Genomic DNA, 17,609 nt, shown 5'->3' with positions numbered 1-17,609 from the left:
ATGCACGCGATGACTCACGCCCCGAGCGCGCCGACTCGTCAGCGCTGGATGTTCCTGGCGGTTCTGTTGACCATTGCCGCCCTGATTCTGAGCGCCTGCAGCGCAAAGATTGAGACCCAGCTGGGCCTTGAGAGCGCTGAGAAGGGTACCCGCACCATTCTGGTTTCCTTCAACATGAAGGATAACCAGGACAAGGTTAAGGGTGGAACCCAGGCACTGGATGCGTCCGTACGTAAGCACCTGCCCGAGGGCCTGGAATACGAAGGTATTCAGTCTGAGGGTGACAAGGCTCGTGCGACTTTCAAGGTATCCTTCTCCTCCGTGGACGAGTACCACTCCAAGGTGACCTCTCTGCTGAAGGCTTCGGGCTCCGACATCAAGCCGCAGATTAGCATCGTCAACTCTGACCAGGGTCTGGTGCAGGGTATTCAGGTGAAGGAAAACTTCAGCTCGGGCGATCTGCTGGGCTGGCTTCCTGAAGCTCTGGTAGTGGACGGTGTTGTGTCTGCTTCCAATAAGAACAGCGTTCTCAGCAGTAGTGATGAAACCACTGTGAAGTTTGGCGAGAAGGAAGTGAAGAACTCCGGTGGGTCTAAGATTTCCGCGAAGGATGTTCAGGACCGCGGTTTCCGTAACGTCATCCTTGACGTGAAGGAGAAGGACGGCGGTTATGACGTCGCCATCTCCTTCGTTGCGAAGGAAATCATGAACACCGAGACCGCCGCTGCGGTCGACGCCTACCTGAACCAGGTCAAGCCTGAGGGCTCCGAGCTGAAGAAGGGTCTGGAATCCTCGCAGGCGAAGGCATACGCTCCTTCCGCATCGACCGCCAGCGCGAAGGAAGAAGTGGGCCGTACCCTGACCTTTAGCGCTTCTTCGATTGAGGATTTGGGAAATGGTCTCAAGAAGCTGTTTGGTGCAGGTAGTACCGATCTCTCCGCTAGCCGTGAGGTAGTGGCGAAGGATAATAACTTCACCGTTCAGAAGAAGATTTCGGGTCTGCTGGACTGCGCGCTGCTGTGCTCCCCGAGCGGTGATGGCCTGACCCTGACCATCGTGGACAGCAACGATAAGTCCTACATGGTTGACCCCGAGGGTCGCGCTAGCTCCTCCCGTTCGGGCGGTAGCAGTACTCTCATCGCGGTTGACCGTGTTTCTTCACGTCAGATTGAGATGAAGAGCATGAAGGTCGCTACCTCCCTGGGTCTGGACGGTTCCATGGAAGCGCGTTTCCTCTACGCATTCCCGACCGAGGATGTTGCGGGTGCTGAGCAGAAGCTCAAGGACGTTTTCGCAGGCGGCAGCAATGACGAGACTGAGGTCCGTCAGGACGGCGACTCCACCATTGTGAGCGTGAAGGTTCGCGGTAAGGATCAGAACGAGTTCAACCAGCGTCTGAACGAATACCTGCCCGATTCGAAGGTGACCGTTACCCGCCCCGGTGGCTACCACCCCTTCGGCAGTGACTACACTCTGAAGCCGGATATTAAGCTCGTTCAGAAGCTGGGTAACTACTACCGTGTTCCTTACGAACTCACTTTCAAGGCACCGACCTTCTCCTCGCTGGACCAGCAGAAGGTGAACACCCTCAACTATGATTTGGCGCGTGCCGGTGTGCAGTTCACCGTCAATGGTGGCGAGCTGAGCGTCAAGAGTGAGAACGGTGTGTTTAGCGGTAACGCGTTGACTATTCCGGTGTCCGGTCTGAGCATGACTGACGTAATCGTGGATGCGGTTATTGTGGGTCTGCTACTGCTCATCCTGATTCTGCTCTTCCTGTTCCGCAAGAAGATTGCGGCGGCTCGTGCGAAGGGCCGTGAGCGTCGTGCCGCTTCGGCTGCGGCACTGGGCGCGGCGGCGGGTGTTGCGACCGGTTACGGCGCAACCCAGGCTGACGCGCAGAACGGCTACCAGGCACAGGGCGAGGGCGGCTACGCTGCTCAGAATGGCTATGCCGCTCAGCCCGGTTACCAGGCACAGGGGGGCTACCCGGCGCAGAACACCGCCTACGCTGCGGGTGATGATTCGCCGACTCAGGTGTTCACCCCGCAACACGGCCTGAACTACGGCGAGAACGAACCGACCAAGGCAATGCCCGCGTATATCCCTCCGACTGAGCAGCCCGCTCAGCCGGTTCAGCCCGGTCAGACTGCTCAGCAGCCTGCACAGCCCAACCAGCCTGTACAGCCTGTACAGCCTGTACAGCCGAACCAGTTCGGTGCTGATGACGGTGACGTCCTCCAGTAAGTAGCTGCCTCTAGCACCTACGCTAGTGGGCACAACTTAGGCTGGCTCCTGTGGCCCGTTGCCTCCTTCCCCGGAGGTGACGGGCCACAGCTGTATCTGGTTCGGCTCATACTCGGCGCTAATACCCGCGCCTAATATCCGCCCGGCACGGGTAGCAGAATGCTAGGTTTCTTCGACCCCAGCAGGCTCATGGGGTTGATATACTCTGCTTCCTTGCCGCTGCCGTCCCCGCGGGCGCCTCCCTGTCGTACACCCCAGTACAGGCAGGGGGTGGAGCATCGCCGGTAGGGGCGCTCGCTGTTGCCGCCCGCCGTGCCTGCGACGGTGCCGATTACCTCACCGGCTGCAACCGTGGTGCCGACCGGTAGTGCTTCGTCCATGGGTTCGAAGGTGCTGCGCCGCCCATCCGGATGCGCAATGACCAGTACTTTGCGGTTGACGACCGTGCCGCTGAAAACCACTTTTCCCGGTGCCGGTGCGTAGACGCGCCGGTCGTTCTCGGGTACGGCAAGGTCTACGCCGCGGTGCCCTGCGCTCCAGCGTTGGGCGGGCTTCTCAAAGGGATGGATCACCCGCGGTCTGGATTCGGCGGTGGGGGAGCGGTAGCGTAGTCGGCTCGCGGTGAGCTCAACGGTGTGGGGAACGTGTGCGCTGCTGGGAGCTTGTGCACCTGAGGCGGCACCGTCAGTAAAACTAGCCCCGCCTGTAAAACTGAGCCAGCCCGAATAACCCTGACTGCCCAAATAACCCTGCCCACCCGTGTAGACCTGCCCGCCTGCGCTCACAAGTGCACCCAGCAGGCAGCAGGCCGTCAGCGTTGCGTGCCGTAGCGTTGTCGCTAATGTCTTCATGTTCTGCTTCATCTTCTGAGCACATCACGAATTGCCTCGCCCCGCAGCGCCTCACGAAAAATTGTGGATAACCCCGCCGTTTTCGCCTTAAAATCCTTTATCCACAGTGCCCCTGCACACACCCGCCGCGCCTACACAGGTTTTAACCCCAATCCGGCGGATTAATCGCGGAATATACGGTACAATGTCGTATTGCAGTGTGCCTGCGCGGGTATTCTCCCTCTGTGAGGGGGCCGCACAGCTTCACTGACGACGCGCGGCGTGAGCGGCATCCTCAAACGGGGAGCCGATAAGGGACCTTCGGTCCACCCATACGGGGTGGTTAGGGCCTGAGCTAAACGGGTAACCGTGAACGCTAATCGCCGCCAGGAAAAACTGATAACTACTATGCGCGCGTTGGGCTAGCCCGAATGGGAGGTCCGCGCGGCACAAAAAAGGAGACGACATGCCCGTCGTAACTATGCGTGAAATGCTGGACTCCGGCGTTCACTTCGGTCACCAGACCCGCCGTTGGAACCCCAAGATGAAGCGTTTCATCCTGACCGAGCGCAACGGCATCTACATCATCGACCTGCAGCAGTCCCTCGCCTTCATCGACAAGGCATACGAGGCTGTTAAGTCGACCGTCGCACACGGTGGCAACATCCTGTTCGTGGGTACCAAGAAGCAGGCTCAGGAAGTTATCGCTGAGCAGGCAACCCGCGTGAACATGCCCTACGTGAACCACCGCTGGCTCGGTGGTATGCTGACCAACTTCAGCACCATCTCCAAGAGCATTGAGCGCATGAAGGAACTCGAGCAGATTGACTTCGACGATGTAGCAGGTTCTCGCTACACCAAGAAGGAACTGCTCCTCATGCGTCGCGAGTTCGAGAAGCTCGAGAAGACCCTCGGCGGTATCCGCAACCTGTCCAAGGTTCCCTCCCTCCTGTGGGTTGTTGACACCAAGAAGGAGCACCTGGCAGTTAACGAGGCTCAGAAGCTGGGCATCCCCGTTGTTGCTATCCTCGACACCAACTGCGACCCCGACGAGGTTGCTTTCCCGATCCCCGGTAACGACGACGCTATCCGCTCCGTCAACCTGCTCACCCGCGTGATTGCTGACGCAGTGGCAGCCGGCCTGATCGAGCGCAACGCTAAGAAGAACGGCAAGGCTGAAGCAGCTGAGGAGCCCATGGCAGCTTGGGAGCGCGAGCTCCTGGAGCAGCACGAGGCTGCACAGGCTGAAGAGGCAGCTAAGTAAGCTTTCTTAGCCCACTAAGCTTTATGCTTTGTGGCCCCCCGCCCGCGGGGACCACGTTCGGACGGCGCCCGCCCTGACCTGGGCGCGGCGCCGTCCGCCATATGTACCACCGGGATGTCATCCCGATTTATTACAGCAACACAAGGAGTTCACAATGGCGAACTACACCGCAGCAGACATCAAGGCACTGCGCGAGAAGACCGGCGCAGGTATGCTCGACGTCAAGAAGGCTCTGGACGAGGCTAACGGCGACCAGCAGAAGGCTGCCGAGATCATCCGCGTTAAGGGTCTGAAGGGCATCACCAAGCGCGAGGGTCGCGCAACCGCTGAGGGCCTGGTGGCTGCACGCGTTGAGAACGGCGTTGGCTACATGGTTGAGGTCAACTCCGAGACCGACTTCGTGGCAAAGTCCGACCCCTTCATCGCTTTCGGCCAGAACGTGCTCGAGGCTGCTATTGCTGCTGACGCTTCCACCCTGGAAGAGCTGCAGGCTGCATCCTACGAGGGCAAGACCGTTGAGGAGCTGACCACCGACGCTGGTGCACTGCTCGGCGAGAAGATCGTTGTCCGCCGCGTTGCACGCGTTGAGGGCGAGAACGTTGCAGTTTACCTGCACAAGACCTCCAAGGACCTGCCCGCACAGGTTGGCGTTCTGCTGGCTGTCTCCGGTGAGAACACCGACGAGATCGCACACGACGTTGCAGTTCACATTGCTGCAATGAGCCCCAAGTACCTGGATTCCGAGTCCATCCCCGCAGACCAGATCGAGACCGAGAAGCGCGTTGCTCGCGAGACCGCAATCGCTGAGGGCAAGCCCGAGAAGATTCTGGACAAGATCGTTGAGGGTCGCCTGAAGGGCTTCTTCAAGGAGAACACCCTGCTCGATCAGGACTTCGCGAAGGACTCCAAGAAGTCTGTCGCACAGGTTCTGTCCGAGGCTGGCGCAACCGCTACCGCGTTCGCACGTTTCCGCGTGGGCGCATAAGGACTCGTTGCAGTTCTACCCTCCCGTATTGCGGGTTCCCGGTAAGGGAAGTCGTATGAGGTTGGGATTATAGCCTGAAGCCGGGTAGTCACCACTGGTGGCTACCCGGCTTTGCTGTATCCTTGATAAGGACTAGGCGGCAGGAGTCCGCCCCGATCACCTATAACAACCCCTAGGTAAGCCACTGGAGGAACCATGCCCGAAGCTATTTCGCACCCGATTCACCATGACGAAACCGGCCGCCGCCGCGTTTTGCTCAAGCTTTCCGGTGAGGTTTTTGGTGGCGGTGAAGTCGGTATTTCTACCGAGGTCGTGCGCAGCATCGCTAAGCAGATCGCCGCAACCGTTGGCGAAGTTGAGACCTCCATCGTGATTGGTGGCGGCAACTTCTTCCGCGGCGCTGAACTCTCTCAGGCAGGTATGGACCGCTCCCGTGCAGACTACATGGGTATGCTCGGCACCGTGATGAACTCCCTGGCTCTGCAGGACTTCCTGGAGCAGGAGGGTATTGACACCCGCGTTCAGTCGGCTATCACCATGCCGCAGGTTGCTGAGACTTACATTCCTCGCCGCGCGATCCGCCACATGCAGAAGGACCGCGTTGTGATCTTCGGTGCTGGTGCGGGTCTGCCCTACTTCTCCACCGACACTGTGGCTGCTCAGCGCGCCCTGGAAATCCACGCAGATGAGGTTCTGGTGGCTAAGAACGGCGTGGACGGCATCTACACTGCTGACCCGAACAAGGACCCCAACGCTGAGCGTCTGTACAACCTCACCTACGATGAGGCAATGCAGCGTAACATCCGCGTACTGGACCAGACCGCGTTCTCCCTGTGCCGCGACAACAACGTGACCATGCGCGTGTTCGGTATGCAGGGTGACGGTAACGTGACCCGCGCAATCCTGGGCGAGAAGATGGGTACCCTCGTTACTCGCTAACCCCTAATTTTTAGGTTGGGGCGCATGGAATGCCCCCTCACACTGTGACCGTGCCTGATGGTGCGGACTTATTCTGGACGGTACCGCGCGAGTAAGCGCTAAAACTCGCTTATGCCCGCCGGTACCGTCTAGACTTATATCAAATACGACGTTCTGCCTCTTTCCCGTCGACTTCGCCTTATCCTTACGGTTTTCGCCTCGGATGCGCCGCGAACCGGTAGGGAACCGTGAGGGCTGAACGCGCACCCACCGACAATTCTGGTACCCCAGAATACCGACAAAGGAGATCCTTTCGTGATCGAAGAAATCCTTGCCGAAGCCGGCGAGAAGATGGAAAAGACCATCGAAGCAACCAAGACTGAGTTCGCTAAGGTTCGTACCGGTCGTGTGAACCCCGCAATCTTCAGCGGCCTGACCGCAGAGTACTACGGTGCGCCGACCCCGCTGCAGCAGCTGGTGTCCTTCAACGTTGAGGACGCACGTACCGTCAAGATCGTTCCCTTCGACGTGACCGCACTGGCAGCTATTGAGAAGGCTCTGCGTGACTCCGACCTGGGTGTTAACCCCAGCAACGACGGTGCAGCTATCCGCGTTGTCATGCCCGAAATGACCGCTGAGCGCCGTAAGGAATACACCAAGCTCGTCAACCACAAGGCTGAAGAGGCTCGTATCTCCATCCGTAACGTTCGCCGCCACGCTAAGACCGCTATTGACAAGCTGGTCAAGGACAGCGAAATCGGTGAAGACGAAGGCGCACGTGCTGAGAAGGAACTGGACGCACAGACCAAGAAGCACATCGACCAGGTCGACGCACTGTACAAGCACAAGGAAGCTGAACTGCTCGAGGTCTAAACCCTAATGAGTACACGCAAAGAAGCGAAAGAAGAGAGAGGCACGCCGCCTGCTCCACAGCCGAGCCCGCAGACCGCTGCAACGCCGGTGAAGTCGCGCAGCGCCAAAGCTGGCCGTAACCTGCCCGCCGCCATTAGTGTGGGCGTCGGTTTCGGCGTGCTATTGGTGCTGGGCCTGATTTACCAGCCGATTTTTGTGGCGCTTGCAGCTGCCGCGGCTGGCCTGGGCGCCTGGGAAATTGGGCACGTGCTCAATACCCGCCGCGGCTACGGCATCCCGGAATACCTGCTGGGTGCCCTGTCTGGCGCAATTGTGGTGGTGTCTTTCCTGTTCGGTTTTACCGGGCTGGGCATCGCCCTGGCGGTGAGCCTGCTGGCGCTGCTGCTCTCTTCTGCTCTCGTGCGTGCTGACCGTCAGGTCTCACTGGGTAAGTCTTTGAGCGGTAGCGCCCTGGCTCTGCTGTGGGTGCCGCTGATGCTGGGCATTGCCATGGTCTACTTCCAGACGGACCACGGCGAGCGCGGCATCCTCATGATTCTGCTGATGGCCATCTGCAATGACACGTTCGGCTTTATTGCCGGTGTGAATTGGGGTAAGCACCCGATGGCGCCGAAGATCTCCCCGAAGAAAAGCTGGGAGGGCCTGGCTGGTTCCTTCGTCGGCTCGGCGGTTGTTGGCGCTATCGCCTTGGCGGTCATGGGTTCGCCCTGGTATTGGGCTATTCCGCTGGCGGCGGTCATGGTGGTCGCTTCGACTGCCGGTGACCTGGTGGAGTCCGTGTTCAAGCGCCGTATGGGTGTGAAGGACATGTCGAATATCCTGCCCGGTCACGGTGGCATGATGGATCGCCTGGACTCGATTCTTTTCGCTGCGGCGGCTGGTTGCCTGATTTTCCGGTTTATTATGCCGCTCTAAAGCCTGAACCTTTTATCGCTTATGGAGGCGGGGCGTTTCTTCCCACGAATGGGGGAGGGGCGCCCCGCCTTTGCTGTGCCCGCTTTCGCTGTACCCGGTGAATAGAGGCGTAAAAGGCTATATCTAAGACGCCGCCCGCCCACCTTGCACCAGGTAGCCTGCGCATTGGTATTCTTAAAGTTCAATCGTCGAGAGGAGCCCACCTTGGCAAGCACCACCCACGGAGGCGGATTTGCCCGTGCAGCAGAAACCGAACCCGGCTACAAGCGCAGTGAAGTAGACCGCCTGTTCACCCGCCTCGCCGAGGACTACGAGAAGCTCAGCGGAGCCGCCGAGCTACCCGAAGACCTCTACACCTCCCGACGAATCCGCCAGGTCGTCTTCCGCGAAGAACCCGGCGGCTACCAGCTGGATGTGGTCGACCGCGCCCTCGAAAAGATTGAGGAACGCTTCGCCAAGCTCGAACGCAGCCGCTACATTGAGGCGTACGGCCTGGACAACTGGGAACGCTCCCTCGTAGAGACCGGTGAACTGCTCGCAGGCCGCCTGGAACGCCCCGCCGGTGAGCGTTTCCGCCGCCCCAGCAAGCGCCGCCACATGGGCTACTTCGTCGGCGACGTGGACGCCATCTGCGACCGCGTGTACGCCCAGCTCAACAGCGAGGAGCCGCTGGACCCGTCCGTGGTGCGCCACGCAAAGTTTCGCCCCGCCTCGGGCACCGTCAGCTACGAGGAATCCCAGGTGGACGCTTTCCTGGACCGCTGCATTGAGCTGTTGCAGGACCTGCTCTAAAACGTGAAGTGTTGAATCCCCCGCCCCGTATGACAGGGCGGGGGATTCTTCTGCGCTGGGGTCTTCTGTGCTGGGCCTTCTAAGATGAGAGGCGGCGCCAGTACCCGAACGTACCCGCGAGCTCATGAGACACTAGAACCATGAAGTTTGGATCCTCAGCACGCGTCGGCGGCAGCCGCGACCGCCTCACCGACGCCCTCACAGAACTCACCCGCGCACCGCAGCGCGTCACCCTCCTCGGCTCAACCGGCTCCATCGGCACCCAAGCCATGGAAGTCATCGACCACCTCGCCGCACTCAAAGGCACCAGCGCCTCCGCCGCCGACGCACCGCTGAAAGTCGTCGCCCTCTCCGCAGGCTCCCGATCCCTCGAACTGCTCGCACGCCAGGCAGTGCACGTGCGCGCCGAACTGGTCGCCACCAGCGGCACCGCCGACGACGCGCAGCGCCTCCGCGAACTCATCGAAGCGGCAGCCTCCGAAGCAGGCGCCACCGGCTACACCCCGCAAATCGCCCACGGTCCCGAAGCATCCGTACAGGCCGCAGCACACCCGGCAGACACCGTCCTCAACGGCATCACCGGATCCATCGGCCTGGAACCGACACTCACCGCCCTCAACAGCGGCTACCGAGTGGCACTGGCCAACAAGGAATCCCTCATCGCAGGCGGCCCGCTCGTACGCGCCGCCGTCGATGCATCCCCCCTGAACACCCCCATGGTGCCCGTCGACTCCGAACACTCCGCCCTCGCGCAGGCGCTCGCCTCCGGAACCGACGCAGAAATCGACCGACTCATCCTCACCGCATCGGGCGGCCCGTTCCGCGGCTACAAGCGCGAACAGCTACACGACGTGACCCCCGCGCAGGCGCTCGCACACCCCACCTGGGACATGGGCCTGGTCGTCACCACCAATTCGGCAACCATGGTCAACAAGGCACTCGAAGTGCTTGAAGCACACCACCTGTTCGGCGTGGACCTGGACCGTATTGACGTGGCGGTTCACCCGCAGTCCATCGTGCACTCCATGGTGCAGTTCGTGGACGGCTCAACCATTGCGCAGGCGTCCCCGCCGAGCATGGTTCTGCCCATCGCGCTGGGTCTGACCTGGCCGCACCGAATCCCCGGTGCTGTGCCTGCTTGTGACTGGTCGAAGGCTGCATCCTGGACTTTTGAGCCGCTGGACGAGGAAGCATTCCCCGCCGTGCGCATGATCAAGGACGCCGGTGAGGTCGGCGGCACCCATCCGGCAGTGTTCAACGCCGCCAATGAGGAAGCCGTGGCAGCATTCCATGCGGGCGCGATTCGCTTTACCGATATTGTCGATTCGGTGGCGCGAGTGCTGGAGGAGCACACCGGCAGCGCTGAGGCTGTCTCTGACGCTGATTTGACGCTGGATGCGGTGCTGAACGCGGAGCGTTGGGCTCGCGTTCGTGCGAATGAGCTGCTGGGTATGACCGGACGCTAAATCGCTTTTGAGGGCGGTACTTGCCCCCGGATTGGGACTTGGAGGGGTGGTGTTTGTTCTCGCTTCGCTAGTTGGGACGGCACGCCGCATGTTTCCTCCGCGCCTACGCAGGGGCACCCGTCACCCGGACGCTCCGCCCCTCCTTGCTTCGCTGCGGAGAGCGTCCGTGTGACACCCTGAGGGCGCTTCCGGAAAACACGGCGCGCCACCTCGGGGAGCCTAGCGTGCATGCGGAGGGGCGGTGTCGTCCGTAAGTGACATCAGGGTGCCCGAAGCGAAGCGAGGGCGGGTGCCCCTGTAGGAACGAGGACGAACACCGCCCCTCCTCATCTATCCCAGACAAACCCCGCCCAAGCCAACCCCTCCAGAAAGCGGGGGAGAGCGCCTTCACAGGCTAAGCGAGTATCCTAGAAGCTTCGTATCCCCGAACCGAAACGAGAAAAAGCGTGGAAATCCTGCTGTACGCTGTGGGCATTATCCTCATGGCAATCGCTATTGCCGTCTCGATTGCCCTGCACGAGGTGGGGCATCTGGTGCCCGCGAAGCTGTTCAATGTGCGCGTTCCGCAGTACATGATTGGCTTCGGTAAGACCGTGTTCTCTTTCCGCCGCGGCGAGACCGAGTACGGTTTCAAGGCGATCCCGTTGGGCGGTTACATTTCGATGATTGGCATGTACCCGCCGAGCCCTGCTGAGGTGAAGGAACACCATGAGGAGGGCCATTCGGGCAGTACCAGCCCGTTTGCGTCCTTGGCTGAGGAGGCTCGTGCGGCGGATGCTGAGCGCCTGAAGCCCGGTGATGAGGACCGCCTGTTCTATAAGTTGCCGGTGCTCAAGCGCATGGTGATTATGTTGGGCGGTCCGACGATGAACCTGCTGATTGGTGTGGTGTGTACTGCTGTGCTGATTTGTGGTTTTGGTACGGCGCAGGTGACGAATAAGGTGTCGGCGGTGTCTGAGTGCGTGCCGAGCGTGAATGTCACTCATGATTCGATTAGCTATGGCGAGTGTACGGATAAGTCCACCCCGTCGCCGGCGAAGACTGCTGGTGTGCGGGTGGGTGACCGTGTGGTTGCTGTGAATGGTGCGTCGACGGGTTCGTGGGAGGCTGTGTCTTCGGCGATTCGTGCGGCGGGTTCTCACCCGAGCACTTTGACGGTGGAGCGTGATGGTCAGCGTCTGGATTTGTCGGTGACTCCGGTTGAGATGATCCGCCCGGTTTCTGATGGTAAGGGCCAGTATGCGCGTGCTGCGGATGGTTCGATTGCGACGACTCGCGGCGGTTTTGTGGGTGTGTCGCCGTCGAGTGAGTTGGTGCCTGGTTCTATTACTGAGGTGCCTGCGATGGTGGGCGATACGCTCTCTCGTGTGGGTTCGTCGATGTTGTCGTTGCCGCAGCGTGTGTGGGAGTTGACGGTGACTTTGGTGACTGGTGGTGAGCGTAGTGTTGAGTCGCCGGTGTCTGTGGTTGGTGTGAGTCGTATTGCCGGTGAGGTGACGGCTACTGACCGTATTGATGTGAAGGCGAAGGCTGCGATGTTGGTCTCGCTGGTGGCGAATATGAATTTGATGCTTTTTGCGTTTAATCTGATTCCGCTTCTGCCTCTGGATGGTGGCCACGTGTTGGGTGCGCTCTGGGAGGGGGTGCGTCGTTTCTTTGCACGTTTGACTGGGCGTAAGGATCCGGGTCCGTTTGATCCGGTGAAGTTGTTGCCGTTGACGTATGTGGTGGCAGGCGCGTTTATTGTGATGTCTGTCATTCTGATTGTGGCGGATATTGTTAAGCCCATCACCCTGTTTTAGTGTGTTGTTGCGCGCGGTAAGGGTACCCGTATTAGTGCTTTCTTTCGCGTCAGTGGCACAATAAAAAGTTGAACGAAGGATGCGTCGTACGTCCTTCATAACCCATGTATGGAGGAAAACCTTGTCGGTCAGCCTTGGTATGCCGAAGCCCGCTCCCGCGGTTCTGTCCCCGCGTCGTAAAACTCGCCAGTTTAAGGTGGGTTCTGTCGGTGTTGGTTCTGAATCTCCGATTTCGGTGCAGTCGATGACGACCACTAAGACCCACGACATTGGTGCGACTCTGCAGCAGATTGCTGAGTTGACCGCTGCCGGTTGCGATATTGTGCGTGTGGCGTGCCCGACTGATAAGGATGCGGAGGCTCTGCCCATTATTGCGAAGCAGTCCCGTATTCCGGTGATTGCTGATATTCACTTCCAGCCGAAGTACGTGTATGCGGCTATTCAGGCTGGTTGCGGTGCTGTGCGTGTGAACCCGGGTAATATCCGTAAGTTCGACGACCAGGTGAAGGAAATCGCTCAGATGGCTTCGGACCACGGCGTTTCTCTGCGTATTGGTGTGAATGCTGGTTCGCTGGATAAGCGTCTGTTGGAGAAGTACGGTAAGGCTACTCCGGAGGCTCTGGTTGAGTCTGCTGTGTGGGAGGCTTCGCTCTTTGAGGAGCACGGTTTCCGTGATTTCAAGATTTCTGTGAAGCATAATGACCCTGTGGTGATGGTGGAGGCGTACCGTCAGCTGGCTGAGCGCGGTGACTGGCCCCTGCACTTGGGTGTGACTGAGGCTGGTCCGGCGTTCCAGGGCACTATTAAGAGCTCGGTGGCGTTCGGTACTCTGCTGTCTCAGGGTATTGGCGATACTATTCGCGTGTCGCTGTCTGCTCCTCCGGTTGAGGAGGTGAAGGTGGGCACCAAGATCCTGGAGTCGCTGAACCTTCGCCCCCGCAAGCTGGATATTGTGTCTTGCCCGTCGTGTGGTCGTGCGCAGGTGAACGTGTGGGAGCTTGCTGAGAACGTGACTAAGGGCCTGGAGCACATGAAGGTTCCGCTGCGTGTTGCCGTGATGGGTTGCGTGGTGAACGGCCCGGGTGAGGCTCGTGAGGCTGACCTGGGTGTGGCGTCCGGTAACGGTAAGGGCCAGATTTTCGTGAAGGGTGAGGTCATTAAGACTGTGCCTGAGGATCAGATTGTTGAGACTCTGATTGAAGAGGCGACCCGTATTGCTGCTGAGATGGAGGCTTCGGGCGAGTATGTTCCTGAGGGTTCCCCGGCTGTTTCGGTGAGCTAGTTAGCTTTTGTGCGCGGAGGCGCCCTGGTGAGGGCGCCTCCGCGCTTTTCCGGTTATGGTGGTGGCAGGCTTGGTGCTTGCCGCTGCTGGTTGTGGCCGCAGGATCCGGCTGCTTTTTCGGGGGTGCGTGTCCCCGTATTTTCACTTATTTTTTGTCGCTCGTTCTCTATCACTCAACAGGTCATGTTCACTCTTTTTTCTCGCCGCCGTAAGGCTCATCGTGCCCGGCGTGCTGCTGTTTCGTCTGCTGCTGTTTCGTCGATGGATTCTTTCCCTATGCCTGATCGCGTGAAGGAACACGTTTTTGCTCTGGATGCTCAGTGGTGCGATGAGCTGGAGGAGGTCCTTTTTAGCGACCCGGTCCCGAATCTGTACTCCATTGAGCATTATTTGGCGTGCCCTCTTCCGGTGAGGTCCCCGCGTATTCCGCTGCACTACTATCAGGGCTTTGTGGGTTGTGCGCGTGACGGGCAGTTGTGCTGTGTGCTGCTGTTGGGTTCGAATGTGGTGCCGGTGCGGCTGTGCGGTGCCGCGGTTGAACATGCCGCCGTTGAACGTGTCGCGGTTGAACACGCTGAGCACGATGTGGATTCTCCCGTTGCTGAAGCGGCGGATGCCACCACCCTGGACACTCCCGCCCTGGACACAGTGGCGCTGGATGCTACGGCGCTCGCGCATCGTGACGCGCTGGCTCAGCTGCTACTGCAGGTGGGTTCTCGCCTGGATTCCATGTTCGGTGAGAGCGCCTTCGTGATGCCCCTGTGGACGCGCATGCAGGAGCTGTGCGAGCAGACTCGCAGCGGTAAGAGCCCGCTACTGCAGATGCTGCAGCCGAGCCTGGGCGACGGTTGCGATCACCGTGCGCGGGTTCTGTCGGAGCGCCCCGTACAGCCGCTGCTGTATCTGCCGCCGGAGAAGGACCTCGCCCGCTTCTACGAGGCGGAGCTTCCTGAGCTGCCGGCGCACCTGCCAGAGCCCATCAAACCCAGGCCCCTCAAGCCGGGGCAGAGTCCCGTCGGTGCTTTTCAACTCAGCGGTGAGCCTGCCGGGTATGCACGCCTCGCCACCTCCGCGGACCTGGGGGAGCTTCTGCCCGCCGCCGCCGCCATGTTCACCGAGGAGGTCGGCTTCGACCCGATTGCCCGCTACGGTGACGGCTATGCGGCGCGCCTGCGCACGCTCATTGCCGGTCAGCGCAGCGCCATTGTCGCCGATGTGAACGGGCGGGTGATCTTCAAGGCGGATGCGGGCATCGTGAACCTGGACGCCGCGCAGGTGCAGGGCGTGTGGCTGCATCCGGACTACCGCGGCTACGGGCTGGCTAAGCCGTTCTTTGCCGCCGCCGCGCAGGTTCTGCAGCGCCGCTACCCGCATTTGAGCCTGTACGTGAACGACTACAACGCCCGTGCTCTTGCCATGTATCGGGGGACCGGTTGGGAGCAGATTGGGCAGTTCTCGACCATCATTTTTGAGCGCTAAACACGCCGAACCCTAAAACGCTATAAAATTAAAGACGACTGTGCCTATTTACGGCTCACCCGGTGAGCCTCGGGCACCCTACCTAAACCTATCGACCTTTCAAGGAGAATCGTGGTACTTCGCCTTTCCAACCTCTTCGTGCGCACTCTGCGCGAGGACCCCGTAGACGCTGAGGTCGCCAGCCACAAGCTGCTGGTCCGCGCCGGTTATATCCGCCGCGCAGCCCCCGGCGTGTACACCTGGCTGCCCCTGGGCCTGAAGGTACTGCGCAAGGTCGAGAGCATCATCCGCGAAGAGATGGACGCCATTGGTGCGCAGGAAGTTCACTTCCCCGCACTGCTGCCCCGCGAACCCTACGAGGCAACCAACCGCTGGGACGAGTACGGTGACAACCTCTTCCGCCTCAAGGACCGCAAGGGTGCAGACATGTTGCTGGCCCCCACTCACGAGGAAATGTTCACCCTGCTGGTTAAGGACCTGTACTCCTCCTACAAGGACCTGCCTGTTTACCTGTACCAGATTCAGACCAAGTACCGCGATGAGGCGCGCCCCCGCGCGGGTCTGCTGCGCGGCCGCGAGTTCGTCATGAAGGACTCCTACTCCTTCAACATTGACGATGAGGGCCTGAACGAGGCGTACATGGCTCACCGTGCCGCCTACCAGCGCATCTTTGAGCGCCTGGGCCTGGAGATTGTCATTGTGACCGCACAGTCCGGCGCGATGGGTGGCTCCCGCAGTGAAGAGTTCCTGCACCCGACCCCCATCGGTGAGGACACCTTCGTGCGTTCCGCAGGCGGATACGCGGCAAACGTTGAGGCCGTCACCACCGTGGTTCCCGAGGAAATCGAAATCACCGAGGACACCCCGGCGGCACTCGTTGTGGACACCCCCGACTCCGCCACCATTGAGACCCTGGTGGAGCGCATGAACGAACTGCACTCCGAGGTTATCGGCGGCACCCTGGATGCTTCGCAGACCCTCAAGTGCTTCCTGGGCACCGTCATCACCCCCTCCGGCGAGCGTAAGGTCTTCGCCGTGGGCGTTCCCGGCGACCGTGCCGTGGACCTGGGGCGCGTTGAGGTCAACATCGGTGCCCTGCTGGGCATCGGCGGCGAGGTTGAGGTTGAGGCAGCCAGCGAAGAGGACCTGAAGGCATACCCGCAGCTGGTCAAGGGCTACATTGGCCCCGGCCTGAGCCTGGACGCGCCCCTGTTCGGTGCGCACACCGAGGACGAGGATGCGGTAGCTTCCGCAACCGGTATTCCCTTCTTCGTTGACCCCCGCGTGGTGCGCGGTACCCGCTGGGTGACCGGCGCAAACGAAGAGGGCAAGCACGTGGCGAACCTGGTCTTCGGCCGCGACTTCACCGCCGACGGCGTCATTGAGGCGTGCGAGGTGCGTGAAGGCGACCCGGCACCGGACGGCTCCGGTGAGCTGGTGGCAGCCCGCGGTATCGAGATGGGCCACATCTTCGCCCTGGGCCGCAAGTACGCTGAGGCACTGGGTCTGAAGGTTCTGGACCAGAACGGCAAGCTGCAGACCGTGACCATGGGCTCCTACGGCGTGGGCGTGACCCGCGCACTGGCTGCTATCGCCGAGGGTAACCACGACGAGAAGGGCCTGATCTGGCCGCGCAACCTGGCACCGGCAGACGTGCACATCGTCGTTACCGGCAAGGACGCAGCATCCCACGAGTACGCTGAAAAGCTCAGCGCATCTCTGGAATCCGCCGGCCTGCAGGTCATGCTGGACGACCGCCCGAAGACCAGCCCCGGCGTGAAGTTCGGCGACGCCGAGCTGCTGGGCGTGCCCACCATCCTGGTGATTGGTCGCGGCTTCAAGGACGGCGTGCTGGAGCTGAAGGACCGCCGCAGCGGTGAGGCTCGCGAGGTGTCCGTCGAGAACGCGGTGGCTGAGGTCATCGCTGAGGTGCGCGCGCCTAAGGCACGCCACTAGCCCGCTAAGACGTAAAACCGTCGCCACCTGCCCCGCCTCCCCGGAGGTGGGGCAGGGTAGCGGCGGAAGAATGAAAGAAGAGAACTATGGCATATAAGCCGAAGCGTTCTGGCTCTAAGAAGAGCGCCCCGAATGCGCGCGCTCGCCGTGCCGCATCCCGCGTGGCGAATGGTGTGAACGCTCCCCGCACTCGCGCTGATAGCGAGCCCGTGGTGGAGGCACCGGTGCGCGTGGGTACCCGCGCGATCCGCGAGGAGGAGGTCGCCGAGGCGATTGCCCCGGTTATCTCCGAGTTCTCGCTGGTGCTGGAGGGCCTGAAGATTTCGGGTCCGGCGGCGAACCGCACCGTGAAGATTACGGTGGACTACACCGCTGAGCGTACCGATTCGCTGTCGCTGGATTCCCTCGCGGAGATTTCCGGTGCGATTTCGAACGCCCTGGATCGTGCGGATGAAAACGACGAGTTCTTCCCCTATGAGCTGGAGGTGTCCTCGCCCGGTGCTACCCGCGCTCTGACCGAGCGTCGCCACTGGGAGCGTGCCCGTACCCGCCTGATTGCGGTCACCGCACCCGACGGCACCGAGTACCTGGCGCGTCTGCACGAGGTGCAGGATGAGGGTCCGGTGCTGGCTCGTAAGAAGAACACGAAGAAGGGTCAGAAGGAGTCGTACCACGAGCCGAGCTTGCTTCCGTGGGAAAATATTGCTTCTGCTCACGTCGAGATTGACTTCAATTCGCCCGCTGAGCCGGTAGAATAGAGTTATTAAAGCTTCAGGCACGGGGTGCTCCGTGCCAGGTAT

Annotated in this window: 14 protein-coding genes; 13 read left to right on the top strand and 1 reads right to left on the bottom strand. The window is 60.7% G+C overall.

The genetic code is table 11. The annotated features are described in order from the left end of the window. Positions 1-2,247 carry a flagellar motor protein gene (locus HMPREF2894_RS07105; protein ID WP_070678529.1) on the top strand — a complete coding sequence of 749 codons (2,247 nt, stop codon included), beginning with the start codon at positions 1-3 and terminating at the stop codon, positions 2,245-2,247. A gap of 131 nt (positions 2,248-2,378) precedes the next feature. Here HMPREF2894_RS07105 and HMPREF2894_RS07100 read toward each other — a convergent pair whose 3' ends face one another. Continuing rightward, a complete protein-coding gene (locus HMPREF2894_RS07100; RefSeq protein WP_070678728.1) occupies positions 2,379-2,819 on the bottom strand; it encodes a M23 family metallopeptidase in 441 nt (146 codons plus the stop codon). 724 nt (positions 2,820-3,543) lie between these two features. Here HMPREF2894_RS07100 and rpsB point away from each other — a divergent pair. From rpsB to rimP, 12 genes are all read left to right on the top strand, one after another. Continuing rightward, complete coding sequence (rpsB, locus tag HMPREF2894_RS07095) at positions 3,544-4,341, top strand: 30S ribosomal protein S2 (protein ID WP_005508818.1); 798 nt, start codon at positions 3,544-3,546, stop codon at positions 4,339-4,341. A gap of 154 nt (positions 4,342-4,495) precedes the next feature. Continuing rightward, positions 4,496-5,326 carry a translation elongation factor Ts gene (gene tsf / locus HMPREF2894_RS07090; protein ID WP_070678526.1) on the top strand — a complete coding sequence of 277 codons (831 nt, stop codon included), beginning with the start codon at positions 4,496-4,498 and terminating at the stop codon, positions 5,324-5,326. A gap of 195 nt (positions 5,327-5,521) precedes the next feature. Then, positions 5,522-6,265 (top strand): UMP kinase, encoded by a 744-nt coding sequence (gene pyrH / locus HMPREF2894_RS07085; protein WP_049350194.1) that lies wholly within the window; start codon positions 5,522-5,524, stop codon positions 6,263-6,265. Positions 6,266-6,559: 294 nt separating this feature from the next. Then, positions 6,560-7,117, top strand: coding sequence for a ribosome recycling factor (gene frr, locus HMPREF2894_RS07080; protein WP_044150664.1), 558 nt, complete (start codon positions 6,560-6,562; stop codon positions 7,115-7,117). Positions 7,118-7,204: 87 nt separating this feature from the next. Continuing rightward, entirely contained in the window at positions 7,205-8,032 is an 828-nt protein-coding gene (locus tag HMPREF2894_RS07075; protein ID WP_246824075.1) for a phosphatidate cytidylyltransferase, read from the top strand. Positions 8,033-8,236: 204 nt separating this feature from the next. Further along, positions 8,237-8,824: a cell division protein DivIVA gene (locus tag HMPREF2894_RS07070; protein ID WP_012903944.1), complete on the top strand. Its 588-nt coding sequence runs from the start codon at positions 8,237-8,239 to the stop codon at positions 8,822-8,824. A 140-nt stretch (positions 8,825-8,964) separates the two neighbouring features. Further along, positions 8,965-10,290, top strand: coding sequence for a 1-deoxy-D-xylulose-5-phosphate reductoisomerase (gene dxr / locus HMPREF2894_RS07065; RefSeq protein ID WP_070678523.1), 1,326 nt, complete (start codon positions 8,965-8,967; stop codon positions 10,288-10,290). Between the two features lie 446 nt (positions 10,291-10,736). Next, a complete protein-coding gene (locus HMPREF2894_RS07060) occupies positions 10,737-12,092 on the top strand; it encodes a M50 family metallopeptidase (RefSeq protein WP_070678520.1) in 1,356 nt (451 codons plus the stop codon). A gap of 139 nt (positions 12,093-12,231) precedes the next feature. Then, positions 12,232-13,374, top strand: a complete 1,143-nt coding sequence (gene ispG, locus HMPREF2894_RS07055) for a flavodoxin-dependent (E)-4-hydroxy-3-methylbut-2-enyl-diphosphate synthase (protein ID WP_044142245.1) — start codon at positions 12,232-12,234, stop codon at positions 13,372-13,374. Between the two features lie 183 nt (positions 13,375-13,557). Continuing rightward, complete coding sequence (locus HMPREF2894_RS07050) at positions 13,558-14,853, top strand: GNAT family N-acetyltransferase (protein ID WP_246827028.1); 1,296 nt, start codon at positions 13,558-13,560, stop codon at positions 14,851-14,853. 111 nt (positions 14,854-14,964) lie between these two features. Further along, positions 14,965-16,809, top strand: a complete 1,845-nt coding sequence (locus tag HMPREF2894_RS07045) for a proline--tRNA ligase (protein WP_070678514.1) — start codon at positions 14,965-14,967, stop codon at positions 16,807-16,809. Between the two features lie 86 nt (positions 16,810-16,895). After that, positions 16,896-17,567: a ribosome maturation factor RimP gene (rimP, locus tag HMPREF2894_RS07040; RefSeq protein ID WP_070604796.1), complete on the top strand. Its 672-nt coding sequence runs from the start codon at positions 16,896-16,898 to the stop codon at positions 17,565-17,567. The last annotated feature ends 42 nt before the right edge of the window (positions 17,568-17,609 follow it).

This window comes from Rothia sp. HMSC066G02 (genome assembly GCF_001813145.1).
Classification (GTDB): domain Bacteria; phylum Actinomycetota; class Actinomycetes; order Actinomycetales; family Micrococcaceae; genus Rothia.
This window is presented reverse-complemented; position numbering and strand designations above follow the sequence as displayed.

What these genes read in the sequence shown, in the direction of transcription:
- HMPREF2894_RS07105 (WP_070678529.1), top strand. Translation starts at nt 1, where the DNA reads ATGCACGCGATGACTCACGCCCCGAGCGCGCCGACTCGTCAGCGCTGG.
- rpsB (WP_005508818.1), top strand. Translation starts at nt 3,544, where the DNA reads ATGCCCGTCGTAACTATGCGTGAAATGCTGGACTCCGGCGTTCACTTC.
- tsf (WP_070678526.1), top strand. Translation starts at nt 4,496, where the DNA reads ATGGCGAACTACACCGCAGCAGACATCAAGGCACTGCGCGAGAAGACC.
- pyrH (WP_049350194.1), top strand. Translation starts at nt 5,522, where the DNA reads ATGCCCGAAGCTATTTCGCACCCGATTCACCATGACGAAACCGGCCGC.
- dxr (WP_070678523.1), top strand. Translation starts at nt 8,965, where the DNA reads ATGAAGTTTGGATCCTCAGCACGCGTCGGCGGCAGCCGCGACCGCCTC.
- ispG (WP_044142245.1), top strand. Translation starts at nt 12,232, where the DNA reads ATGCCGAAGCCCGCTCCCGCGGTTCTGTCCCCGCGTCGTAAAACTCGC.
- HMPREF2894_RS07050 (WP_246827028.1), top strand. Translation starts at nt 13,558, where the DNA reads ATGTTCACTCTTTTTTCTCGCCGCCGTAAGGCTCATCGTGCCCGGCGT.
- rimP (WP_070604796.1), top strand. Translation starts at nt 16,896, where the DNA reads ATGGCATATAAGCCGAAGCGTTCTGGCTCTAAGAAGAGCGCCCCGAAT.